The sequence below is a fragment of the Kiritimatiellaceae bacterium genome, from assembly GCA_013141415.1.
In the GTDB taxonomy this organism is placed as follows: Bacteria; Verrucomicrobiota; Kiritimatiellia; order Kiritimatiellales; family Tichowtungiaceae; genus Tichowtungia.
The window spans coordinates 68644-93058 of the sequence record JABFQY010000001.1 but is presented as its reverse complement, the minus strand read 5'-3'; the positions used below and the strand labels follow the sequence as shown (position 1 = coordinate 93058).

Genomic DNA, 24415 nt, shown 5'->3' with positions numbered 1-24415 from the left:
GGTTGCCTCAAAAGCCCCGCCTTCCCGGCGGGGTTTTTTCATATATAAGCCTCAGATAAATATAATTTCGGTATTCAAAATCAAATTTCTGCGGCTATACTCGCCGAAATGGCAAAACAATCTGAAACAGTCCGTTCTCCGAAGCGCGAAGCGATCGGTGTCATTCTTCTGGCGCTCTGTCTGCTCAGCTTCCTTTGTGTGTTTTCATTCAACGCCGAGGATATCGGCTTCCTGCATGACCCGCCGGCATCACCGCCGCACAATCTGGTCGGCCCGCTGGGCGCGTGGTTTGCGTTCATCGGATTTCTGCTTTTCGGCGTCGGCGGCTATCTGGTGCCGTTCGTTCTTCTGACGGGCGGACTGATGATGACATTCCGCTCCTACGAACGCGGATGGCCGGTCTGGGCCTGGCTAACTGCCGGACTGGTTTCTCTTTCGAGCTTCTTTGAATATCAGCCCGTTCTTTGGAAAGGACTGAAGGAGCTTCTCAACGTGGGCAGTCCCGGCGGGCTGGTCGGACAGCTTCTGGCAATCCGTACACTGGGTCGGCTGATCAACCACACCGGTGCCGGAATTATTTTCATCACGGTTTTCATTCTCGCAATTCTTCAGCTGACCGGCATGCATCCTTTCACTCCGTTCATTTTCCTTTGGGGAAAAATTAAAGAACTCCGCGCCCGCCGCAAAGAGGCGCGCGCCGCCACACCGAAACCAAGATTCAGCCGCGAGGCAAAACCTGCGGAGGAAAAAGAGAAGAAACCTCTTCTGAAACTGAAGCCCGCGCCAGACGCCAGCGAACTGTTTACGCCGCCTGCCGCCCCGGCACCGAAAGCGGAAGCCAAGCCGGATAAAGCAGATCCGCCGAAACCTGCCAAAGCGAAACCGGTCGCTCCGCCACCTGCCGACGAGCTGGCTAATGTTTCTGTGAATATCGCGCCGGGCCGCGACGAATCGGGCTATCAACTCCCGCCGCTTACCATTCTCGACGAGCTGCCTTCGCTGGAGGCTCGCACGTCCACCGAAAACACAGAGGAAAAGGCTAAGATTCTTCAGGCGACTCTCGAGGAATTCCGCGTGGATGGAACCGTCACGCACGTCGAAACCGGCCCGACGGTTACGTCCTACGAAATCACTCCGGCTCCCGGCGTGCGGGTTGAAGCCATCGCCGGCCTTGAAAAAAATATTGCGCTGGCGCTCCGCGCTCAAAGCATCCGCATTCAGGCGCCGATTCCCGGAAAAGGCGCTGTCGGCATCGAAGTGCCAAACACGAAAGGCACGTCGGTTTATCTCCGCGAGCTGGTCGAAAGCCCCGCTTTCCATAACCCGGAAATCGCATTGCCGCTCGCACTCGGCAAAGACGTCAGCGGCCGTATGGTCGTCGGCGACCTTTCCGCCATGCCGCATATGCTGATCGCCGGGGCCACCGGCGCAGGCAAAACGGTCTGTATGAATTCACTGCTGACCGGCCTGCTCCTGTCACGCACGCCGGAACAGCTCCGGTTGATTCTGATCGACCCGAAGACGTTTGAATTTCAGGCTTATGAAAACCTCAAGCACCTCGTCGTACCGATTATCACCGACGCCAAAAAGGTGACGCTCGGTCTGCGCTGGGCTATTAAGGAAATGGAAAAGCGCTACGCCCTCTTCAAAAAAGTGAAGGTGCGCGATATCAAAGGCTTCAACACCCGACCGATCGAAAAACAGACCGACCTGTTCGGTGCCGCCATTGAAGAAGATCCCGACCAGCCGAAAGATCTGGTTCCGGCCAAGCTGCCCTATATCGTAATCGTGGTGGACGAACTGGCCGAATTGATGAGCGTCGCCCAGCAGGAAATCGAGCCGTGCATCGTGCGTCTCGCTCAGCTTTCCCGCGCCGCCGGCATTCATATGATTCTCGCCACACAGCGTCCGTCCGTCAACGTCATCACCGGCACGATTAAGGCCAACATTCCGGGCCGTATCGCTTTTCAGGTCGCACAAGGCAACGACAGCCGCACGATTCTTGATACCGTCGGCGCAGAAAAACTGCTCGGCAAAGGCGATATGCTCTACCTGCCGCCGGGCAAAAATAAACCGGTTCGCCTGCAGGGGACCTGGACCAGCGACGGTGAAATGCACCGCGTCACCGACTTTATCCGCACTCAAGGCTCGCCGGAGTTCATCACGGAGATCAAGCAGAAGATCGAAAGTACCCGGCCGGAACTTCCGGAGATGAACGAAAGCGATGACCTTCTCGAAGCCGCCATGGAAGTACTCCGCAGCACCAAGCGCGCTTCAACCTCCTCACTCCAGCGCCGCCTGAAAATCGGCTATAACCGCGCCGCAAGCCTGATGGATATGCTTGAAGAAAAAGGTGTCATCGGTCCGCCGACGGAAACCGGCCCGCGCGATATTTTGATCGACCTCGATGGCGAAATCCCCGAACACAGCGGTCATGGCGAACCTCTTTCCGAAGCGGAAGCTTCTCAGGAATTTAACGGTGACGACGAGGAGCATAAACCGGAGGAATAACCGCCATGGCAACACTCGGACAAAAGTTAAAGGCCGCGCGCGAGGCAAAAGGTGTCAGTGAACACGATGCCGGCATCGCGACGAAGATCCTAACCAAGATGATTGCCGCCATGGAGGCCGACGACTTCTCTCTCATGGCCGCGCCGACTTATGCCAAGGGGTTTATCCGGATTTACGCCGGATATCTCGGACTGAACCCGGATCCGCTCATTGAAGAATACATCACACGGCATGCCCCAAAACCGAAGCCGCTGATTGATGAAGAAAGCCAGCTCGAAAAAAACAGACAACGCTCTTCTGCATTTTCGTTCAAACTCAAATGGCTTCCCGCAAAACTCAATCCGCTGGTGTGGCTAAGCGCCCCCTTCAAAAAGTTTTTGCCGGGCCTGAAGCCTTATGTGGCAAAAGATATCCGCGCACTCGCCATCGGAATTGCGGGGCTGATCATATTGATTATTCTGATCGTCAGCGTCTCCAGCTGTGTACGCCGCCATCTTGCGGCAAAGCCCGCCGTGCCCGTTGTACAAACTAAAGCGGCCCGCAAACTCCTCGATGAACCCCTGCCCGATCTTTACCTTGTCGAGCCCGGTAAAATTGAAAGTTCACGATGAAACTGCCCAACATCCTCACCACCAGCCGTTTTGTTCTGGCCGCCGTTTTTATGGTGTGTCTAAGCGCCTCTTTCCCCGGCGCGCCGATTGCCGCCGTGTTCTTTTTCGGCATTGCTGCACTCACCGACGCACTCGACGGGCACCTCGCCCGCAAAGTGTACGGCTGCTCCGCCTTCGGGACGCTGATGGATCCGCTGGCCGACAAAGTCCTCACCGCCGCCGCCTTCATCGGCTTCGTTGAGCTCGGAATTATGCCGGCATGGATGGTCACGCTCATCCTTTCCCGCGAAATGATGGTGACCGGCCTGCGCCTGCTGGCCATCGATAAAGGCCTCGTCCTCGCCGCCAGCGTCTGGGGAAAACAGAAAACCATTTGGCAAATGGTTTATATCAGCACCGTGCTGCTGGCTCTTGCCGCCAACTCGATTGTTTCGTGGAGTTTTCTGGAAAGCGATTCATTCCAGCTGATCATGCTGTGGATGGCCGGAGTGGTCACTGCGCTGACCGTCTGGAGCGGCATTGTTTACTTCCGCGAAAACCGGTCGCTCTTCAGTAATTGAATTGAAAAAGCGAACCAGCCCTGTAACCTCTCCACCCTATGTCATCCGTACGCGAAGAAAGCTGGCAGATCAAACGACGTTCCGACCTCTGCGCCGGAACCCATGAGCCGTTTTCCGATAAAGAAGAGATCATGACCCGTCTGCTTTTTCAGGACGGCGAATACGTCCGCGAAGACTACCGCCTCGCCTGGTGGAATGAAACCCAACCCGACCACGGCCTCAGCGCGTGGAAAAGCATTTTCCGCATTCCGCCGCCGCCGACTGAAGTAATGAAAAAAGAGAACGCGGAAACGCTTCTGCGCAACATGGTCGCCAAGGAAGACGCCGATGACACCAACGCCATCTACATTCTCGCCGTCATGCTTGAGCGCAAAAAGATTCTGATCGAAAAGGATGTTCAGGTTCGCGCCGACCAAACCAAGGTTCGCGTTTACGAACACAAGACGACCGGCGAAACATTTCTGGTTGTTGATCCTGAACTGAAACTTGCCGAAATCGAAAAGGTGCAGGAAGCGGTCGTCGGCCTGCTTGGCGGCAAACCGCCGAAAACCGAAACGGTCTATCACTTCGAGGCGATACTGCATGCGCTGATCGAAAAACACGAAAAGCTCCTCTTCCCGAAACGGCCAATCGGCGGTGACGAAGGCATTAAGCAAAAACTGGCCGCCTCCTTCTTCGCGCTGCTGGCCGGAAAAAAGAACCCTTACTGGGAAGAATCGAGCAAGGTGTTCAACCGCTTCGAGGATTCCGAAGTCTGGAGTCCCGTTATCGCGGGCTACCGCGATCTGATCGAACGCATTCCTCAGGAAGTCCGTTTTCTTGGAATGGAAAAACCGGCAGTCACCAAACAGCTCGAAGCGCTGGCCATCAAAGAGCCGAAAGAGATCAGCGAACAGGAAGTCCTCGCCGCCTTCGCTTCGGATGCTCCGCGCGTCACCGAACTGCGCGAAAAAGTTCTCGAAGCTGTTCGCGCTGCCACGGCCTACGTTTCCGCGCAATAAACGCTCTGTTTTTTGTGGTCATGGCGTGCTTTTGCGGCTAACTTCCACGGCTTTTACGGAGTAAATCTATGAGTTTGAGCATTGGTATTCTGGGTCTGCCGAACGTCGGAAAGTCGACAATTTTCAACGCGCTGACGCGCGCGCAAAACGCGGAGGCCGCCAACTATCCTTTCTGCACGATTGAGCCGAACAAGGCGATTGTTCCGGTTCCCGATCCGCGCGTAAATAAACTGGCAACGCTGGCCAACCCGAAAAAGGTGGTTTATGCCACGGTCGATTTCGTCGATATCGCCGGTCTGGTGAAAGGCGCGAGCCGCGGCGAAGGTCTCGGCAATAAATTTCTGGCCAACGTCCGCGAGACCGACGCCCTGCTCCATGTCATCCGCTGCTTTGAAGATGAAAATGTGGTGCATGTGGACGGTTCTGTCGATCCGCTGCGCGATATCGAAGTGATCGAAACCGAGCTGATTCTGTCCGATTACCAAACCGTGGAGGCCCGCGTCCAGCGGATGGAAAAACTGGCCCGCAACGATAAGAAGCTGGCAGAGCAACTGGCGGCAGTAAAACGCCTGATGGCCCATCTCGGCGAAGGCAAACCGGCGGTCAGTTTTCCGGAGCATGATACCGATGACATCAAGGCGTTTCTGAAAGAGTCGCCGTTGCTGACCGATAAGAAAATCATCTACTGCGCCAACGTGGACGAGGCCGGTATGGCCGAAGACAACGAGTGGGTGAAAGCCGTCCGCGCCTACGCCGACTCCAAGGGCGCCGACACCGTGAAAATCTGCGCGAAGATGGAAGAGGATTTGATCGGCATGGACGAAGCCGAAGCGGCGGAATTTCTCAAGGAGTACAACGTAACCGAAAGCGGCCTCGACCAGATTGCCCGTACCGGTTACCACACGCTCGGACTCATCAGCTACCTCACCGCCGGGCCGAAGGAAGTTCATGCGTGGACGATTCACCGCGGCTGGAAAGCCCCGGCGTCGGCAGGCGTGATTCATACTGACTTTGAGCGCGGCTTCATTCGCGCGCAGGTGATTTCCTATAACGACTACATCACCTACGGCGGCGAAACCGGCTGCCGCGAAAAGGGGCTGATGCGCACCGAAGGCAAAGATTACGTCGTGCAGGACGGCGACGTCATCGAATTCCTCTTCAATGTCTAACTCCCCACTTGTTCCGGCGATACCCAACCTGTATAGTCGGAATTGTAAAAAAGGAGAACTCCCATGTCTGATCAGGTAAAAGAACTTAACGCCGCTAATTTCACAAACACCGTTGCTTCCGGAACCGTACTGGTCGATTTCTGGGCTCCGTGGTGCGGCCCATGCAAAATGCAGGCCCCGATTCTCGATAAAGTTTCTGCCAAAGTCGGCGACAAAGCCGTCATTGCCAAAGTGAATGTGGATGAAAGTCCGGCGCTGGCCGCACAGTTCGGCGTACGCTCCATTCCGACGCTGATCCTTTTCAAAAACGGACAGAAAGTCCGCGACTTCATCGGCGTCCAGCAGGAAGCCGCGCTCGTCGAAATCCTGACGGCGTAAAGCGTCAAACCTTGCCGAGAAATTCAGAGGTTTTGTCAAAGCAGCGCAATAAGCGGTCGTTTTTGACCGGCATCACATCAATGAACTTGTCGAGAATGCCGCGCTCGCGAACCAGCCGTTTGGTTGACGCGTAGCTCAGGTCGTGGATCCAGCTGAGCTGAAGAACAAAACGGTCGGACATGCTTTTCATACAGCGGTAATCGATTTTTTCTCCGCGCTCGAACTGCTCCAGTACCGCCGGGGTCGGCGGGCTGTTGAAATCAATATTCATGATGATTTCCGGATGATCGTGGATATGTCCGGTTTTAATGGAATCCCAGCAGATAAAAAAGATATCGAGCCGGTCGGCGTCGCGGATCAGCCGCAAATGTTTTTCCTCGTGCGCAGTCAGCGAAGACGGCAAATCCTTTTTGTTGTGGTACTGCACGGAATGTAAAATCAGGGCTCGAGGTTCGGCGGCAACGCCTTCGAGCAGGTTTTCTTTTCCCAAGGTCTGGACGCCCAGCTCGCCATGATCCACGGTGTCGGCGTCGGAAAATGAGCGGTACTGTTTAAACTGCGGAAAGCGCGCGACGTCGTGAAAAAGTCCAACCGCTTCCGCCAAACAAACTTCTTCTTCCGGCCAGTTCATGCCGGTGGCGATGGTGCGGGCATCGGCGGCGACGCGAATGGTATGTTCCAGTTTGAGTTGATGCATCGGATGGAGCTGGCCATCCGTGCGGTAACGGTCAACGTAGATTCTAAAACGGCCGGTCAGCTGGCTGAGAAGTTCCGGAGTCATAGCGTTCAGTAAACCAGCAGAGCCAAAGCGATCAGTCCGAGGCCGACCGCCGCTTTAATCGCGCCGGTGATCCGTACCGCGTTATCGCCGGAGCCGGTAAGCTTGACGGCAATCCGGCGGAACCACCACGGCGAAAGCAGGAAGGTAAGTCCGAGCAGAATCCAGAGATAGGCAAAGGTCGTGACAATCAGCCGCCAGTCCGACGGATGCCAGCGCGCGGCATCCAGCACCGGCCCGGCGACCAGCAGCAGAAATCCGCCGAGGGCACGAGGAGAAAGCAGCTCGTCGAGATATTTGACGCACAGGAAAATCGCAATCGGCGTCATCCAGTAGAGGTGAACTTTCCAGGCATCGAACATGCCGAGGTGCATCAGCGAAAGTTCATAAGCGGCCCAGATCAGATCGATGGCAGCCAGAATGCGCCCCGGCCATACGCTGCGCGGGAAAGCCGCCACGCCAGCGCGGATTCGTGCCGGCGACAGCAGAGAAATTGTTCCGCCGGTCAGAGCCAGCAGACCGATCAATAAGGCGGCGATAGAAAGTTCAGACATCCGGATTCTCCCAAAAGTTAAACGGCGGGCAGTTTGCCCGATCCCGTTCATTCCTGAAAACAAAAAACGCCCCGGAAATTCCGGGGCGTTTTCGCAACAGTCATGAGACTGTTTATTTTTTGAGGCTGGCGCGAATGCTGTCGAGCTGTCCGGCGCTGCCAAGAACGGTGTTCTTGTGGGCGATGTACTTGGCGTATTCGGCCATGAACACTTTACCCGGGGGACGCAGGTCGAAGTTTTCAGGATTCTTCATGAACTCTTCACGGTGAACGCGGCACCAGACCAAGCGACCATCGGTGTCGATGTTGATCTTGGTTACGCCGAGTTTTGCGGCAGGTAGGAATTGCTTTTCGTCGACGCCTTTAGCACCAGCCATCTTGCCGCCAGCGGCGTTGATGCGGGCGACTTCGTCCTGCGGAACCGAGCTGGAACCGTGCATGACGAGCGGGAAGCCCGGCAGACGTTTCTGAATTTCTTCGAGAACGTCAAAGTGCAGACCCTGCGAGCCGCTGAATTTGAACGCGCCGTGCGAGGTGCCGATGGCGCAGGCCAGCGAGTCAACGCCGGAGCGCTGAACAAATTCTTTCGCCTGTTCAGGATTGGTCAGTTTGGCGTCGGCTTCGCTGACGGAAACGTGTTCTTCGACGCCGCCGAGCTGGCCGAGTTCGGCTTCAACCACAAGGCCTTTAGCGTGAGCGGCATCTGCGACGCGCTTGCAGATGGCGATGTTTTCGTCGAACGACTCATGGCTGGCGTCAATCATGACGGAGCTGTAGAAACCGCTTTCGATACAGTCCATACAGGTTTTTTCGTCGCCGTGGTCGAGATGCACCGCGAAGATGGCATCCGGGAAAATTTCATCCGCCGCGCGCAGCATGGCTTCGAGCATGCGTTTGTCGGTGTAGGAACGGGCGCCTTTGGAAAGCTGCACGATAAACGGAGCTTTGCTTTCCATACAGCCGCGGAACAGACCCATTACCTGTTCGGCGTTGTTGATGTTATAAGCGCCGATGGCGTATTTGCCATAGGCATGCTTGAACAGTTCTTTTGTCGTTACGATCATTGGTTTCTCCTCGTTGGTATGTTCCGGTTAAATTGAGGGCGCATTGTAACGAAGGAGCCTCCGATTGCCACCCTAAACTGCGGGTTTTTCAGGGATTGCCGCAGTAAAGCCAGCCTGTTATCTTACGCGCATGAGCGCCGACCCGTTCCATCTTAACCGGCCCGTTCACCTCGCCCGCCGCGATGTGTTTTATGGAAAAGCCGTTGAGCGCGTCCGGAGGCTTTCATTACAGAAACTGCCTGCCGAGCAGAGTCAAACCGCCGAACAGGCGCTTTATCTGCTCCGCGAAGCCCGCCGCCATGCCGAAGCGGCGAACCGCTCGGAAAAAACATCCGTACAAAGCCGGCTGTTTGTGGGTTTTATGGACACCGTGGTTGATAATACCCAGTCCATTGGCCGCATGCTCCGCCGCCAGATCGGCGTGAATGCCGCCGACAATCCGCTTGATCAGTTCCTGAACTCCGGCGATACCGGCGCAAAAATGAGCGGACACTACCGCCGCTGTGCAGCGCACATTCTTAAAGGTCTGCTTCTGATTCTGCAGCAGGCGGAAAAACCGTTTCGGGAACTTCAGCAGACCAGCCTTGCAAAAATGACCGTCATTGATAAAGCCCGTTACGAAAAAGCGTACCGCCATTTCGACGAACAGGCCGACGGCGAGGCGGAAAAAGCCGCCGAGTTTCCGGATTAAGACCGTCCGAACTTGCGGTTGAGTTCGGTGAAGCTGGTGAAAATCAACGTTGGACGTCCATGCGGACAGGTGTACGGCATTTCCGTTTTCGCCAAATCTTCCACCAGCCGTTCAATCGCCGCAGTCGAAAGCGGGTCTTTCGCTTTAACCGACGTACGGCAGGCGGCCTGTGCCACCGTTTCGCGCAAAGCCTCGCGCGTCGCCCGCGATGTCGCACCGGTTTTTTCCATCGCCCGCGCAATACCGCTGAGAATCACAATCGGCGAGCCGCTCTGCAGGTGAACCGGAAGCGCATCGACGATAAAGGTATCCTGTCCGAAGTCCGAAATTCCGAATCCCATTTCGTCGAGAACCGGCAAATGACGGCGCAGTGCTTCGGCATCCGCTGGCATCAGTTCAATTGCCTCCGGTGTCAGCAGTCCCTGCCGCAGCGGCTTTCCGGCGGTGAGATCGTGCATGAATTTTTCAAACAGCACCCGCTCATGCGCCGCCTGCGGATCCATCAGCACAATGCCCTCTTCCGTTTCGAGCACGGCATACATTCCTCCTGCCTGCCCCAGCACGCGGCACCATTTCCAGGGGGAAGAGGAGCTTGAGGACGGAGGACGGACGACGGAGGACAGAGGGTTGGTATTCCTGCTTGGATTCTCCGTCTTCTGTTCTCTGTCTTCTGTCCTCTGATTTTTAATATCCAGTTCATGCTGCTTATGAACTGCCGGCGCGGGGCGCGGGGCCTCAAACTTGAATGCCGGTTCGCGCCGTTCGGCTTCCGGCGCTTCCAGTGCCAGCGCTTTCTGCACCGCCGCGATCACTGCATCGCGTACCACAGCAGGATGCCGGAAGCGCACTTCCTTTTTTGCCGGATGCACATTTACGTCCACCAGCGCAGGCGGCACGGTGATAAAAATAAACGCCGATGGATACCGTCCGCGTGCCAGCACAGCGTGATAGGCTTCGTTCAGCGCATGATAAATCACCGGCGCGGAAGCCGGGCGGCCATTGATGAAGACATACTGATCGGAACGATCCGATCTTCCGGTCTGCGGCAGTCCGGCAAAGCCGGAAATTTTCACCTCATCCGTCGCGAAATCGAGCTGGCGCAGATGGCTTAGAAACGACGAGCTGTATAGCGCGGTGATGCGGTCGGCCAACGATGAGCCGCCGGGCAGATTATAGACTTCGCGCCCGTCGGAATTGAACGTGAGTCCGGTTTCCGGATGCGCCAGCGCATAGACCGCAAAAAGCTGGCGGATTTGCGCCAGCTCGGTCGCTTCGGTGCGCAGAAATTTGCGCCGCGCCGGGACGTTGAAAAAAAGATTACGGATCTCAAACCGTGTGCCGGGCGGACAGCCGGCATCGAGCACGTCCTGAAGCTTTCCGCCGCTGATCAGGATTTGTGTACCGCTGAGTTCTGCGGCGGGCCGCGTAATCAGCGTAAAGCGTGACACGGCGGCGATGGACGAAAGCGCCTCGCCGCGGAACCCAAGAGTTGAAACCGCTTCCACTTCTTCGGCGGTGCGGATTTTACTGGTCGCGTGGCGCTCAATGGAAAGCAACGCGTCGTCGCGGTTCATGCCGGAGCCGTTATCGGAAACGGCAATCAGCTGACTTCCGCCCTGTACGACCTCTACATCCACCTGCGTCGCACCGGCATCGATCGCATTTTCGACCAGCTCCTTCATCACCGAAGCGGGCCGCTCGATCACCTCTCCCGCCGCGATCTTATTGATCACATGATCCGGAAGCATCTGGATGTGCTGATTCATCGACAGAACATTAACTGCGTTTCCAAAGTTTGGAAACTTATTTGGCGAGGAGCTGTTTAACGGCGGATTCGGTGAGCAAGCCGGTCGGCCCGGCGGCTTTTTTAAGCGCGGCGACGGTATCGACGGCGGAGACGCCGGGATGATTTTTCATGTAGAGCGCGGCAATGTGTGAAACGCAGGCGGTGGCGACGGAGGTTCCTTGCGATCCGCCGGCCGATCCGGGCGCAATCAAATCAACAAAGTCGCCGCGGTTGGAATAGTCGGCGAGTTTGTCGCCGTTCGACGCGGCGACACCGGTGACACCGGGATAGGCCGCCGGATACATTGGCCGGCCGGTGTTTTCATTGCCGACGGCGGCAAACACCGGATGGCCTTGCGAGATCGCGTACTCCACGGCGGATTCAACAAACCGGCTCGGCGTTTCAGAACCCCAGCTGAGACTGATCGGGCCGGAGCTGTTTTTTACGGCGTAGGTCATGGCGTTCATCAGGGTGAAGGAGTCAGCCAGACCGTCGTCGGCAAAGGCTTTGACTGCGACAACAGAAACGCCTTCGCCGACCGGAGTGTTGTATGGATCAAGCAGTCCGGCGGCGAGCCGCGCCATGAGTGTGCCGTGGCCGACGGCATCCGTGATGAGTTTCAAATCGGGTCGGGTTGCGTCGAAAGCGCTGATGACGGCGCGGTTCAGGTTGTCGTCGGGCGCAAGGCCGGAGTCGAGAACCGCAACGGCAATCGGGCCGCCGCCGGAAGGCGCGTTCCACTGCGCCGGAATGCCCGGCGCCCCGCCTTCTGCGGGCAGAAGTTTGGGCAGGTCATAAACATAGTTAGGTTCGGCAAGCGCGATAGTTGGTTCGTTGCCAAGCTGAGCGACGAGATCAAGGACATTGGCCCCTTCGGGCAAAAGAATGCGGTAGATGCCTAAGTCTGTATTGGCGGAGATAACCGTGCCGCCGGTGCGGGCAAGAAAGGCGCGCAGATTTTCGATGGAAGCGCCCGCACCAAACCCAACCAGAATTTCGCGGGCCATGAAGCGGAATTTCCCGTCAAAAGAAGTTTCGATCCGCCGCTGACCGCGCAGCGGCTGCACCGATCCGGCGAACCCTTTGCGGAATACGCGGATGCCGGTAAGACGGGTCTGGTCGCCGAGCGGGCCGGATTCGCGCCGCCAATCCAGCAAGTAATCATACGGCGAAAGGAGTTCGCCAAGAACGATTTCGATGTCGGCGGCGCGGCAGGAACCGGAAATGTTTTTCTGTGCCGCAGGGTCAATCTGTACGTCGATACCCGCAACGGCGAACCGTTCGAGAAGTTGCGGGAGCGGCTCATCCTGAGCGGTGAGCCAAAGACGGTTCTGGTCGAGCCGGAATTCCAGAACTGCGGCCTTTGGACAAAGCGTGCAGATCAAAAAGGTTAACAGAACCATCGGCAGAACAGTACGCATGAACGGCAAGGTAGCAGGAACGCGGCAGGATGGCAATCGGCTCGCCGGTGGTGCGGTTGACGAGACGGGCAATGAGGCGTATTATTTAATGGTTATGAAGCCTCTGATTTACAAACTTTTAGCTTTGGTGCTCGTGCTGGCCGGAGCCGGTATCCCGGTTGCGGCGGAAGATCTGGACGCGGCGCTTGCGGCACAGAAAAAAAAGGCGCAGAGACGGGTTTATTCGGACAGCGCGCTGGTGGAGGATCACAATCTCTCTGTACCGAAAACTGAGACGGAAGAGGATCGGCAGCTCGATAAAAAGCTGAAGGAAATGGAGGATAAGGCGAACGTTGCAGTCTCTTTGCCAAATCCGGACTCACCTCACCGTACGGCCCCCGCACCGGTTCGTTCCGTCAAAGATAAAAACTGGCTGGCTACGGCGGTAATGGGTGACAGCACTTCGTTCGTTTCGCAAGCCGAGTCAACAGACGACGACTGGATCGCCCGGGAAGCGGCTCGCCAAAAAACCAAGGATGACACAGCGAAAGAAGATGCGCTGGTTCAGAAGCTTCTGCACGAGAAAACACAGTCGCGACCGCAAAACACTACGCCGGAACTGGAGCGCCTGAAGCAATACCAGCTTGACCCGAAAAAGTTTAATGCCGGCAAAGAGCCAACGCCGGCAGGTCCTTCATACATGCTTCCGCAAAGCGGAACGCCCGATCCGATGGCGGCAATCCGCCCGACACCGAAAAAGGAGAATCCGCCACCGCTGTTTTCTCCGCAAGCCGCGAAGGCTCCCCTGCCGGCGGCTCAAACTCCGCTCAACCCGCTCCGGAATCCGCTGAACAGCCCGATGGTCGGCTCGCCATCACGCAGTGTTTCGCCCGGGGTTTCATCCAGACCGATCGAATCGGAGATGCCGTTGACTCCGTTGCAAATGATCAAGAAGTCGTCGCCGATCAATCGGCAAGATCCGTTCGCGATCGATCCTATGCCGAAACTTAAAACCAGCATCTGGGATTAGGGCCGGGCATCCGGATCAAGCTTCAAAAGCATTTTATACGACTCTGCCGCACGTCGGATTTTGGCGCGCTGTGTTTCATACGAGCTGATTTCTTCTTTTGTCGCACTCTTTTGCGATCGGAGAATCTCCATGGCGCACTCAGAGGCCCGCAGGGCTTTGTCGTATTCGCCAGACACGTAATAGGCTTCCGCAAGGGTGTTCCACAAGTCTGAGGAATAAGGAGCGATCAGGATGGCTTCGCGTGCGTGGCGGAGCGCCAACTTCCCGTTTTTTATCTTGCCGCCAGTGGCGTAAATCCAGGACAGGTTATTATGGAGCATCGGATTATCCGGAAAGGCTTTTGACAGCCTCGTTAACAGCATAACCGACTCCTCATAGCGCTCCATCTGAACATAAAGCATACTCAGCCGGAAAAAAAGATCTGGATTGCCGGGATCCGTTTGCAGCGCGCGCACATAGGCCTGCTCGGCCTGTTTGTATTCTCCCTCGCTGGCATATTGTACGCCGGCATCCATTAAAAAAGAAACCCGGGAGGCTTTTACCTGATCCGTCTGAGGTTCTGTTGCGATCTGCACCTCGGCATTCGTTGTCTCTGTATATCCACCGGTGATCAGCGGGCCGGAACTCTGCGCAGAACCCGGCGCAGCCAGCTGGGCCTGCGTGGAAGCAACCTCTCCATACGCATCGGCAGCCAGCGGTGTGGGCCCTTGCAGAACGCCCTTTGCCGCCGCCGACCCGGCGCTTACCCCGGCGTTAGTTTTCGCTTCATACACGCGGATTGCCAATGGTGAAGGCCCCTGCGGCGCGTTTTGCGCCGTTGCGGAAGCCGCCAGTAGAATTGCCGTTAAAATCAGTAGAAGGTGTTGCATAAGTTTTTCACATTTTCCTGACGGTCACCTGCACCGTCGCCGGTTCAATTTTTTCAATCTGCAGATCGGACGGCAGGTCAACCCTCACCGGAACTTCATAGTTTGCCGGGTCGGTCAGTTCCGTACAATCAATGTATGTATAAACATCGCGCGCATTCAACTCGGCAATCCGTTGCGGGCTTCCGCGCAGCGTCACCGCCACTTTTTCGGGCCGGATTTTCACCGCCCGGGCATCATCCGAAGCCAGCATCGGGCGCACAGGACTGTTCTCGATCCGCCGGGACGCCACCCGTTCAACCAGCGACACCTCCGCCGCAACGCGCTCCGGATAAACCGTCCACGGCTGACCGTTCGAGGCAATCTCCACATGTGTTTTGAATGAGCCGTGACATCCGTCGAGACTGACTGGAACCGTCCGCACCTGATCCATATCTCTCAGCAGCCGTTCGGCTCCGCGCACCTTAACCGAAGCAGGCGAACAGACCGCCTGTTCCATTTGAACGCCTTTCGGCAAGTCGCCTTCCAGCACAACTTTCACCGGCAGCACCCGTTCCGCTTCGCGGTCAATGGTAACCGTTACGTCAGGCGGATCAAACTGAACCGCATGCGCCCGTGATGGCGCCTTCACATAACGCGGCGAAATTTTGACGGTTTGACGCAACCGGGCGGTATCTCCTGAGAGATCGATTTTCACCGCCACCTGATCGCTGCTGATAAAACGAATATCATCGCGCGAACCGCGGAACCGGATGTTAACTGTATCGGCCGATTGATCAAAAACCGCCCGGCCTTCCCCCGCCGTGACAGTGATCGGAACGTTCGCCACCATCACCTCGAAACTGGTGTTTTCGCGAACAGCCTGCCAAACCGCGAACGCCAGCAAAAGACAGAACAGCTTCATCAGCCAGTTGCGGCTCATCATCTGCCGGATGCGGGCCGGGCGGAACGAATGAATCAACCCTCTTGCGGCCTGCTTAATCATTCGAGGCCTCCTCGAACATAAATCCAGCCTGCCCGCCGTCTTCGCCGAACCCGTTGGCCTCGCGGCTAAGAAACGAAGTCAGCATCCGGCGCAGACGCGGCCCGTCGAAGCCGCGCTCAAGGCGTCCGTTATACGCCACCGAAATGATTCCGGTCTCTTCCGAAACCACGATCACCATCGTGTCGGTTTCCTCCGTCAGGCCGATGGCCGCGCGGTGACGCGTGCCGAGATCGCTGGTCAGATCATCGGTCTGCGTCAGCGGAAAAACGCAGCCCGCCGCCGCAATGCGGTCTTCGCTGATGATGACGCCGCCGTCGTGCAGTGATGTTCCGGGATAAAAAATGGAAGTCAGCAGCTCTACACTCACCTCGCTGTTCATGGCGGTGCCTGTGTTTTGAATCGTCTTGGTTTCTACTTCGCGTTCGATCGCAATCAGCGCGCCGGTTCTTCGGGAAGCCAGCAGAAGGACGGCGTCCGTTACCGGATCGGCCAGCGCGCCGCGGGCCTTGCCGACCATAAACTTACCCTGCCGCCCAAGCCGTGCCAGAGCGCGGCGGATTTCCGGCTGGAAAATCACGATCATCGCAAGCGCCAGATAAACCATCAGCTTCTGCAGCAGCCAGTTGAGAATCAGCAGATTGGTGAATTTGGTAATCACCATCAGGAAGCCGAAAATGATGGCCAGCCCGGTCAGAATGGCGGCGCCGCGCGTGCCGCGGAAAAACTTCACCAGAAAATAGAAAGCGGCTGCGAGAATCAGAATCTCGACCACTCCGGTCAGCCCGGGATTTTCTATGCTGTGCAGCCAGTTCATTTGCGTTTTTCCTGAGCACGCAGTCTATCCATAAGCCTCGCGGCATCGCAAGATTCCTTTACATCATGCACCCGCAAAATATGCGCGCCGTGCAAAATTGAAAAGCCCGCCACCGCCAGCGACCCGGCCAGCCGGTCATCTGGATTTTTGCCGGTCAAACGTCCAATAAACCCCTTGCGGCTCGCGCCGATCAGCACCGGACAGCCCGAAGCCGCCAGCGCCGGAATCCCGTTCAGCAGCGCCAGATTATGCTCATCCGTCTTCCCAAAGCCAATCCCCGGATCGAGCGCAATCTGTTCCGGTGCAATCCCCCGCGAAACGGCGAACGCCGTCCGTTCTTCGAGAAAGTTCCGGACATCGAAAACTACATCGTCGTAGCGCGGATCGTTTTGCATCGTTTCCGGTGTCCCGAGCATGTGCATCAGAACCAGCCCCGCGCCGGACTCGGCCGCGACAGCCGCCATACCGGAATCGGACAGCGCCGAAATATCGTTGATAATGTCGGCACCGGCGGCGACAGCCGCACGGGCAACTTCGGCTTTGCGCGTATCGATCGAAATCAGCGCGTCCGTTTTCTCGCGCAGTTTTTTAATCACCGGAACCGTCCGCGCAATTTCTTCCAGCGCTTGAACCGGCGTGGCTCCCGGACGGGTCGATTCGCCGCCGATATCAATGATGTCGGCGCCCTCTTCGACCATTTGCAGTCCGCGCACCACAGCCTTTTCTAAAGCCAGAAACTTTCCGCCGTCCGAAAACGAATCCGGCGTCGCGTTCAGAATGCCCATAATCAGCGTTCTCTGCCCGCAGACGACCTCCCGTCCGCGACACCGCCATATGATTTTACCGTTTCCAGACATTGGAAAAATCGTAGGCCTTTTTGCCGCTGATTGGAACCCGTTTATTCGCCTGACAAACCTGCGCCCCCGGCTTACTGTCGGATAACCTCAGGAGGAATCTTATGTTTACACCGGAACATCTGCATGTTGCCTTGAATCACGTCGCGCTGATCGGGCTGGCCGTCGCTATCATTCCGCTGGCCATCGCCCTGTTCCGCAAAGATCGCGGCGCACTGCTTTCCGGTTTGCTGATCGTCCTGATTTACGGACTCAGCATTCCGGTTGTCATGGAAACCGGCGACGGAGCAACAGCGCGGCTGATGTCCGGCGACGCCGGAGTTCAGCTGGACGGCGTTTCGATGACGTTCCTGAAAGAACACGAAGAGCGGGCCGATGTTGCCTCCGCTTCTGTTTACGTCGCTTTGTCATTCGCAGTAATTGGATTGCTGACCATGCGGTTTGCGCCGAAACATCAGTACAACGTTGCGGCGCTGGTGCTGGTCGCCTGCATCGTCTGTACCGCCCTGCTGGTCTGGACCGCCGAAGCGGGCGGACAAATCCGCCATCCCGAATTCCGCTCGGCGCCCGCCATGCCGTAAAATTTTTCCTGTCGTTTTTGCAAGGGTTGGAAGGGTTTAAGGGAAAAGTTCCGGCGGTTGGAAACTTCGGTCTTTTTCCGGCGGGCGGGATCGGTAATATGGGCGCCCTGACCCATGAAAACCATACCGTTCTGCCATCTTCATTTTCACACGGAATACAGCCTGCTCGACAGCTCGTGCAAGGTGGCGGATGCCGTGGCGACGGCCAAGGAGCTGGGTCAGGAGCATCTGGCGATTACCGACCACGGCGTACTCTACGGCGTGATCGATTTCTACAAGCAGGCGCAGAAGGCGGGCATTAAGCCGATCATCGGCTGCGAGGTGTACATTGCCCGCAACGGCATGGACGAGAAGACATCGCAAGCCGACAACCTGCACCTCGTTCTGCTGGCGGAGGACAACGAAGGCTACAACAATCTGATGCATCTGGTTTCGTTCGGCCATCTGGAAGGATTTTATTACAAGCCACGCATCGATAAGAAACTTCTGCGGCAGTACAGCAAAGGACTGATCGGTCTGTCGGCCTGTCTAAAAGGCGAAATTGCAGAAGCCTGCGCCGAAGGTGCCGTTGATAAGGCCGTGGCGCTGGCGAAGGAATATTCTGAAATTCTCGGGCCGAACAATTTCTTTCTGGAAATTCAGGATCACGGCATTCCGGAACAGAAAACGGCCAATCGGCATATCGTCGAAGTGGCAAAGCGCACCGGCCTGCCGCTGGTGGCGACCAACGACGTGCATTACATCAAGAAGGAACACCGCGACGCGCACGACGTTCTGATCTGTCTCCAGCACGGCAATCTGGTGAGCGATCCGAACCGGATGAGTTATTCCGGCAGCGAGTTTTACATGAAGAGCGGCGCGGAGATGGAGCGGCTTTTCCCGAACCAGCCGGAAGCACTGGCCAATACCGTTGAAATCGCCCGCCGCTGCAACGTCGAGCTGGTCGATAAAAACAAGCCGCTCCACTTTCCGACGTTCGCAGTTCCGCCGGAATATAAGAGCCAGAAGGATTACCTGATGGCCATCGGCAAAGCCGGATTGAAAACGCTTTATCCGATCGACGACTTTGACAATCCGAAAACTGATATCGAAAAACAGGTATCCGAACGGTTCAACTATGAAGTCGGCATCATCGAGAAGACCGGCTTCATCAACTATTTCCTCGTCGTGCAGGACTTCATTGCCTACGCGAAAAGTCAGAACATTCCGGTCGGGCCGGGCCGCGGTTCCGGCGCAGGCAGTATGCTGGCCTACGCGCTGGGCATCACCGCGCTCGATCCGCTGCACTACAATCTGATTTTCGAGCGCTTCCTCAATCCCGACCGTATTTCGCCGCCGGACTTTGATATCGACTTCTGTCAGGCGCGCCGCAGCGAGGTGATCGAATACGTCAAAGACAAGTACGGCCGCGAAAACGTCGCGCAGATTATCACCTTCGGAACGCTCGGCGCCAAAACCGTCATCCGCGACATCGGCCGCGTACTGGCTCTGCCGCTTCAGGAGTGCGACAAGCTCGCCAAGATGGTTCCGGAAACGCCCGGCGCGACACTGGCCAAGGCGCTGGAGGAAAATCCCGATTTCAAACGCGCGACCAAGCAGGATCCGGTAGCGCAGGAAATCATGAAGTACGCGCTGATTCTGGAAGGCCTGCCGCGCCATACCGGCACGCACGCCGCCGGTGTCGTTATCGGCGAAAAGCCGCTGATCGATATTCTTCCGCTCTCGCGGGATAAAGACAAACAGGTGATCACCCAGTTTGAAATGAAGCCGATGGAAGACATCGGCCTGCTGAAGATGGACTTTCTCGGGCTGAAAACGCTGACGGTTATTCAGGAGGCGGTTGAATATATCCGCACCAACCACGGCGTCACGCTGGACATCAACAAACTTCCGCTCGACGACAGAAAAACCTACGACCTGCTCAACCGCGGCGACACGATCGGTGTATTTCAGGTTGAAAGTGCGGGGATGCGCGACACGCTGCGCAAGATCGGCCTCGACCGCGTCGAAGACCTGATCGCCATGATCGCGCTCTACCGTCCGGGTCCGATGCAATTCATCGACGAATTTATCAACCGCAAGCACGGCAAGGTGAAAATTCAGTATGACCATCCGCTGCTCGAACCGGTGCTGAAAGAAACCTACGGCATTATCGTCTATCAGGAACAGATTCAGCAGGCGGCCAACAAGCTGGCCGGCTTCTCGCTCGGCGAAGGCGACATTCTGCGCCGCGCGATGGGGAAAAAAGATAAAGCCGTCATGGCGACCCAGCGCGAAAATTTTATCGCGGGCTGTAAAAAGACCAACGATATTGACCGCAAGCTGGGCGAAAAACTCTGGGACATGATCGAGAAGTTCGCGGAGTACGGTTTCAATAAATCGCACAGCGCGGCATACGGCATCATTTCCTACCAGACGGCGTGGCTGAAGGCCAACTACCCCGAAGAATTCATGGCCGCCCTGCTTTCAAGTGAAATGGGCACGCCCGACAAGCTGGCTTTCCTGCTGGCCGAGGCGCGCGAAATGGGACTCAACGTCCGCGCACCGAGCGTCAACGAAGGGCTGGCACGGTTCCGTCCCGAAAAAGGGACGGTTCACTTCGGTCTGGCAGGCGTGAAAAATGTCGGCGCCGGTGCGGTTGAATCGCTGGTGAAAGAACGTGAAACCAAAGGCCCGTACACTGGTTTGATGAATTTCTGTTCTCGCATGGATTCGCGCGAAGTGAACCGCAAGACGCTGGAAAGTTTGATCAAATGCGGAGCTTTCGACTTTTGCCATAAGCCGCGCAGCCGTCTGTTCGCCGGTATCGAAATGGCGATGGGCCGTGCGCAAAGCGCACAGAAAGATAAGCTGAGCGGCCAGCGCTCGCTTTTTGATATGTTCAGCGGCAGCGGCCCCGCACAGGACAGCGATGACGATCTGCCTGCCATCGAGCCGTGGCCCGACAGCGAAATGCTTTCGGCGGAAAAAGAACTGATCGGCTTTTACATTTCCGGCCATCCGCTCTCTGTGCACGAATGGACGCTGAAAACCTTCGCGCTTCAGAAAATCGGTGAACTCGCCGACGTGCTGGTCGCCGCCGGAACCGATGAGCCAAAGGCATTCGTGCGCGTCGGCGGACTGGTGGACAAATACAAAAAAGTTTTCACCAAACCGAAATCGCCGGACGACAGCCCGAAACCGTACGCCCGCTTCCGGCTCGAAGGACTCGAAGCCGCCGTCAATGCCGTCGTCTGGTCCAGCGAGTTTCCGCAATTTGAAAAACTGCTCGAAGACGGCGCACCGCTGATGGCGACCGGAAAGATCACCCGCGACTTCCGCGATGAATTGGAAATTCAGGTGTCGGAACTTTTTCCGCTGGCCTCCGCGCCCGGGCTGTTCGCCGAGAAGGTCAGCCTGCATCTGCCGGAAACGGCGCTGAGTCAGGAAAAGCTTCAGGCCATCAAAAAAATCGCGGCGACACATCCCGGCCCAACGCCGCTGAATATTTGCGTACTGCTCGATTCCGGCGAAAAGATTTTTATTAAAGCGGACCGTGCTTCACAGGTGACCGCCTCGCCGGAACTGGTGCAGAATCTCGAACACCTGCTCGGCGAAGACGCCGTTTATGTCGGCGCGCGCTCCCAGCCGTTCCTGCGCGAACCGCCCCGGCGCAGATGGCCGAAGAAATAATTCCTAACCGGCTCACCTCAATAGCACTGCCATTCCGGTTTATTACCGTACACCCATTTATAGTAGTCGGCCTTCTTCAGTTTGGATGCGGCGGCTTCGTCGAGAATAATCCGCGCGTCGCGATGAAACTGAAGAATCGTTGCCGGAACCATCGCGGACACCGGCCCTTCCACCAGCGCCGCCACGGCGTCGGCTTTGTTTTCGCCAAAGGCCAGCAGCAGACAGGTGCGGGCTTCCATGATGGATCCGAGCCCCATCGTGATGACATGGCGCGGCACTTCCTCGCCCGGCTTAAAGAAACGCCGGTTATCTTTCACGGTCTGCTCATCCAGCGTCTTGATGCGGGTGTGCGAGGCGAACGACGAGGTCGGCTCGTTAAAGCCAAGGTGACCGTCCGAGCCGATTCCCAGCACCTGAAGATCGATTCCGCCCGCATCGCGGATCGACTTTTCGTACGCCGCACAATATTCGGCGAGATTTTTTGTCAGGCCGTCGGGAATATGGATATTCGTTTCCGGCACGTTGATTCCGTCGAACAGATTTCCCTTCATGAAGCGGTGGTATGAAGCGTGGTGATCAGCCGAAAGTCCGACATATTCATCGAGGTTGAACGTCGTGACCTTGCTGAAATCGAGCCCTTGCTCTTTGTGCCACCGGATCATTTCACGATAGAGCTGAACCGGCGTACTGCCGGTTGCCAGCCCAAGCACAGCCGCCGGTTTATACCGCACCAGCTTCGCCACGATCCGTCCGCCGACCGCGCTGCCCTCTTCCGCCGTTTTCTGAATAATGATTTCCATATGTTCCTTTCCGACGCGTTACATGTGCTAACCGATCTTCGCCAAAAAATCCTTAATCATAACCGTCTTTCCGGTTACGCGGGATTCCTCGGCGACATTTTCTCCGCACGGCAGATTCCGCCCGCCTTCGTAAAAATCTTTCTGCGCGCCACGTGTCCATCTGGACACATGATACAGCGTCGCAAACGTAAACTCCGGCGCATCGCCGCCCTGTGTGCCGACCAGCTCGCTGCCGCGCCGCACATTGTCCTGCATCCACGCCGGAAGCGACAGGTGATACGGATTACGCTTCACTTCCTCGGCATGGAAGGAGGTGGCGGCGATCAGATCGGCGACGGTTTGTGCGTCCGCTTCCACCATCAGATTCGGATGTTCCATGGCGCTCCAGAATTCGGTCTCCACCACCGTGCAGGAAAAATCATCCTCCATCTGCCGGAGCGCATCCATCACGAGAACGTGCGTGGAAATGTGCCGGACGTTCTGATCTTTGGCGTGCGGCATAAAAATAATTTCCGGACGGAACTTTTTCAGAATGCGCACCGCATCGACGACACCCAGCGGCTGAAAATTTTCCGCTCCATGAAAAACCGTCCAGCCGAGATAGGCGCAGGCGTCGGTCAGCTCTTTGGCGCGGCCCGCGCGGCGTTCGACCTTGCTGCCGAACGTGACCGGAATATTGATGATCTGTTTTCCGGCTTCGCGCATCAGGCGCAGCGGAAGCAGACCGGTAATGCACTCGTCGTCCGGGTGCGGAGAAAAAAGCAGAACCTTCGACGTCGATTTGACCGGTTCCGTTTTGCCGGACGCGGAAATCGGTTTGGCATCGGCAACACCGGCTTTGATGCTCTCAACAAAATGCAGATATGGATTCACTTCCGGCCTCCGATCTCTGGAAGACTGGCGGCCGCGACCGCCTGGCCGTGCCGCTTCTCTTTTTCATTCGGTGTAACAATTTCAATCCGTTGATCCAATCCGTTGAAGACGGCGGAGAGCACTTCGTTGGCTTTGGCGATGATGATGCCGCCTCCAATGCCGCTGGTGACGCGGCCAAGCAGCAGCACGTTCCGGATTTCGTAGAACCCGGCGTAGTGCGCAATGGCGTATCCAAGACAGGTGCCGATCGTGGAGTAAATTTTTTCCGCCCGCGCGTCGCCCATCGCCATCAGCTTTTGCACTTCGACCAGCTGTTCCGGAAACGGCATCCCGGCGGGAAAAGAAAGTCCGGCGCGCGGCGCGAGCCGGGCAACGGCCTGCTGCGAAAAATACTGCACGCCGCAACCGAGATCGCCCGACCACTCATCGGCGGGCGCATCGGTGCGGTAATCAACCGGCGCGAACGCGAGTTCATTAAGCCAGGAGGTGATGCCGCCGTCCGGCGTCACATAACCGGCCGCCAGACTGGTGCCCATTGAAATGCCGAGCACTGCGTTTTCGTTCATCGCCATCGATCCGGCCAGCGCGGTGACTTCGCCGTCGTTGACTACCTCGAACGGAATACCGCCCCAGCGTTCCTTGAGATCGAAAAATATGCGACGGATTTTTGATTCGAAGTCGGACGATGAAATTCCGCGGAACAGCGAAGCCGCGCGGACTTCGTTATTCACATACACTCCCGCCGCACTGCCGCCAATGGCATCAACTCGCGGCAGGTGCAATGCGGCGCGCTGAAGCGTGTCGCTAATGCCTTCGATGTGATAATCCGGGTCGCTTTCGAAATAGGGATTCCATTCGACCTCTTCGGAAAAAACCACCTTGCCGTCGATCAGCGCGGCGCACTTGCGGTCGGAGCCGCCGAGGTCGAAGCCGATGCGGCATCCGTCGAAATGACGCCCCAGCGCCGCCATCTGTTCGTTGGGTTCCGGAAGTTCATCCGCGGAGCAGGCCAGAATTTTCAGCGGCTGGAGATAGACCTTCCCGCCGAAAAATTCGCAATCGAAATGCCGCGCGCCGTTCGGCGAATAAAGAGCCGCGAGTTTTCCGGCGATGGCCGGACAGCCGGAAATCAGAACTTGGCTGCCGCCGCGCTGCCACAGCAGAAATTTTAAAATGCGTTCGAGGTAGCGCAGGGTGAGAGATTCATTTTCCGCCGAAAGCGGCAGGATGCGGGTGTTGAATACCGAACAGGTTTTATCGGGACAAACCAGCGCCAGCGTCACCTCAACCGGCGCCACCGAAAAATTCACACGCTCCTGATAGACCCGGTTCCATAAAACCGCCGGGACGAAATCGGGATCGAGTTCCGGCTTAACTGGTACATCAACGTTCATTAGGGATTTCCTCATTGGCGCGGTAAGGATGGCTCACCGGCGAA

The 24415-nt window shown here is 56.9% G+C and carries 22 protein-coding genes; 10 read left to right on the top strand and 12 right to left on the bottom strand.

Annotated elements, in window-relative coordinates; all coding sequences use genetic code 11:
- The first annotated feature begins 108 nt into the window (after positions 1–108).
- The 6 genes from HOO88_00450 to trxA all read left to right on the top strand — a co-directional run bounded on the left by HOO88_00450 (position 109) and on the right by trxA (position 6230).
- A complete protein-coding gene (locus HOO88_00450) occupies positions 109–2511 on the top strand; it encodes a DNA translocase FtsK (GenBank protein NOU35237.1) in 2403 nt (800 codons plus the stop codon).
- Between the two features lie 5 nt (positions 2512–2516).
- A complete protein-coding gene (locus tag HOO88_00445) occupies positions 2517–3122 on the top strand; it encodes a hypothetical protein (GenBank protein ID NOU35236.1) in 606 nt (201 codons plus the stop codon).
- Entirely contained in the window at positions 3119–3682 is a 564-nt protein-coding gene (gene pgsA / locus HOO88_00440; GenBank protein ID NOU35235.1) for a CDP-diacylglycerol--glycerol-3-phosphate 3-phosphatidyltransferase, read from the top strand. The genes HOO88_00445 and pgsA overlap by 4 nt, the downstream gene beginning before the upstream one ends.
- A 38-nt stretch (positions 3683–3720) precedes the next feature.
- Positions 3721–4683: a hypothetical protein gene (locus HOO88_00435; protein NOU35234.1), complete on the top strand. Its 963-nt coding sequence runs from the start codon at positions 3721–3723 to the stop codon at positions 4681–4683.
- Positions 4684–4751: 68 nt separating this feature from the next.
- Positions 4752–5852 (top strand): redox-regulated ATPase YchF, encoded by a 1101-nt coding sequence (ychF, locus tag HOO88_00430; GenBank protein ID NOU35233.1) that lies wholly within the window; start codon positions 4752–4754, stop codon positions 5850–5852.
- Between the two features lie 63 nt (positions 5853–5915).
- Positions 5916–6230, top strand: coding sequence for a thioredoxin (gene trxA, locus HOO88_00425; GenBank protein ID NOU35232.1), 315 nt, complete (start codon positions 5916–5918; stop codon positions 6228–6230).
- A 4-nt stretch (positions 6231–6234) separates the two neighbouring features.
- On the opposite strand, the gene HOO88_00420 is transcribed toward trxA, so the two are convergent.
- The 3 genes from HOO88_00420 to HOO88_00410 all read right to left on the bottom strand — a co-directional run bounded on the left by HOO88_00420 (position 6235) and on the right by HOO88_00410 (position 8625).
- Positions 6235–7011, bottom strand: a complete 777-nt coding sequence (locus tag HOO88_00420; GenBank protein NOU35231.1) for an HD domain-containing protein — start codon at positions 7009–7011, stop codon at positions 6235–6237.
- Positions 7012–7016: 5 nt separating this feature from the next.
- Entirely contained in the window at positions 7017–7562 is a 546-nt protein-coding gene (locus tag HOO88_00415; GenBank protein NOU35230.1) for a DUF2065 family protein, read from the bottom strand.
- A gap of 112 nt (positions 7563–7674) precedes the next feature.
- Positions 7675–8625, bottom strand: a complete 951-nt coding sequence (locus HOO88_00410; GenBank protein NOU35229.1) for a ketose-bisphosphate aldolase — start codon at positions 8623–8625, stop codon at positions 7675–7677.
- 130 nt (positions 8626–8755) lie between these two features.
- Between HOO88_00410 and HOO88_00405 the strand changes: the two genes are divergently transcribed.
- Entirely contained in the window at positions 8756–9316 is a 561-nt protein-coding gene (locus HOO88_00405) for a hypothetical protein (GenBank protein NOU35228.1), read from the top strand.
- On the opposite strand, the gene mutL is transcribed toward HOO88_00405, so the two are convergent.
- Both mutL and HOO88_00395 read right to left on the bottom strand, forming a co-directional pair.
- On the bottom strand, positions 9313–11082 hold the full coding sequence (mutL, locus tag HOO88_00400) for a DNA mismatch repair endonuclease MutL (protein NOU35227.1): 1770 nt from the start codon (positions 11080–11082) through the stop codon (positions 9313–9315). The two genes, HOO88_00405 and mutL, sit on opposite strands and share 4 nt — an antisense overlap.
- Positions 11083–11119: 37 nt before the next feature.
- The gene (locus tag HOO88_00395) at positions 11120–12523 is read right to left on the bottom strand and encodes a S8 family serine peptidase (GenBank protein NOU35226.1); all 1404 of its coding nucleotides are present in this window, start codon (positions 12521–12523) and stop codon (positions 11120–11122) included.
- Here HOO88_00395 and HOO88_00390 point away from each other — a divergent pair.
- Positions 12522–13532 (top strand): hypothetical protein, encoded by a 1011-nt coding sequence (locus tag HOO88_00390; GenBank protein ID NOU35225.1) that lies wholly within the window; start codon positions 12522–12524, stop codon positions 13530–13532. The genes HOO88_00395 and HOO88_00390 overlap by 2 nt on opposite strands.
- Here the strand turns inward: HOO88_00390 and HOO88_00385 are convergent.
- From HOO88_00385 to folP, 4 genes are read right to left on the bottom strand one after another with little or no spacing between them, the layout of a single operon-like run.
- Positions 13529–14401: a tetratricopeptide repeat protein gene (locus HOO88_00385; GenBank protein ID NOU35224.1), complete on the bottom strand. Its 873-nt coding sequence runs from the start codon at positions 14399–14401 to the stop codon at positions 13529–13531. The genes HOO88_00390 and HOO88_00385 overlap by 4 nt on opposite strands.
- 7 nt (positions 14402–14408) lie before the next feature.
- Positions 14409–15383 (bottom strand): hypothetical protein, encoded by a 975-nt coding sequence (locus HOO88_00380; protein NOU35223.1) that lies wholly within the window; start codon positions 15381–15383, stop codon positions 14409–14411.
- On the bottom strand, positions 15376–16197 hold the full coding sequence (locus HOO88_00375; protein NOU35222.1) for a TIGR00159 family protein: 822 nt from the start codon (positions 16195–16197) through the stop codon (positions 15376–15378). The genes HOO88_00380 and HOO88_00375 overlap by 8 nt, the downstream gene beginning before the upstream one ends.
- The gene (gene folP / locus HOO88_00370; GenBank protein NOU35221.1) at positions 16194–17054 is read right to left on the bottom strand and encodes a dihydropteroate synthase; all 861 of its coding nucleotides are present in this window, start codon (positions 17052–17054) and stop codon (positions 16194–16196) included. Before folP ends, HOO88_00375 begins: the two co-directional genes overlap by 4 nt.
- Positions 17055–17155: 101 nt before the next feature.
- Between folP and HOO88_00365 the strand changes: the two genes are divergently transcribed.
- Entirely contained in the window at positions 17156–17632 is a 477-nt protein-coding gene (locus HOO88_00365) for a hypothetical protein (protein ID NOU35220.1), read from the top strand.
- A 114-nt stretch (positions 17633–17746) separates the two neighbouring features.
- Entirely contained in the window at positions 17747–21304 is a 3558-nt protein-coding gene (locus HOO88_00360) for a DNA polymerase III subunit alpha (protein ID NOU35219.1), read from the top strand.
- A 17-nt stretch (positions 21305–21321) separates the two neighbouring features.
- On the opposite strand, the gene nagB is transcribed toward HOO88_00360, so the two are convergent.
- Genes nagB through HOO88_00345 form a run of 3 tightly spaced genes read right to left on the bottom strand, consistent with a single transcriptional unit; the run spans position 21322 to position 24386 of the window.
- On the bottom strand, positions 21322–22104 hold the full coding sequence (nagB, locus tag HOO88_00355) for a glucosamine-6-phosphate deaminase (GenBank protein ID NOU35218.1): 783 nt from the start codon (positions 22102–22104) through the stop codon (positions 21322–21324).
- 27 nt (positions 22105–22131) lie between these two features.
- Positions 22132–22977, bottom strand: coding sequence for a PIG-L family deacetylase (locus HOO88_00350; GenBank protein NOU35217.1), 846 nt, complete (start codon positions 22975–22977; stop codon positions 22132–22134).
- Positions 22974–24386: an ROK family protein gene (locus HOO88_00345; GenBank protein ID NOU35216.1), complete on the bottom strand. Its 1413-nt coding sequence runs from the start codon at positions 24384–24386 to the stop codon at positions 22974–22976. Before HOO88_00345 ends, HOO88_00350 begins: the two co-directional genes overlap by 4 nt.
- Positions 24387–24415: the final 29 nt, after the last annotated feature.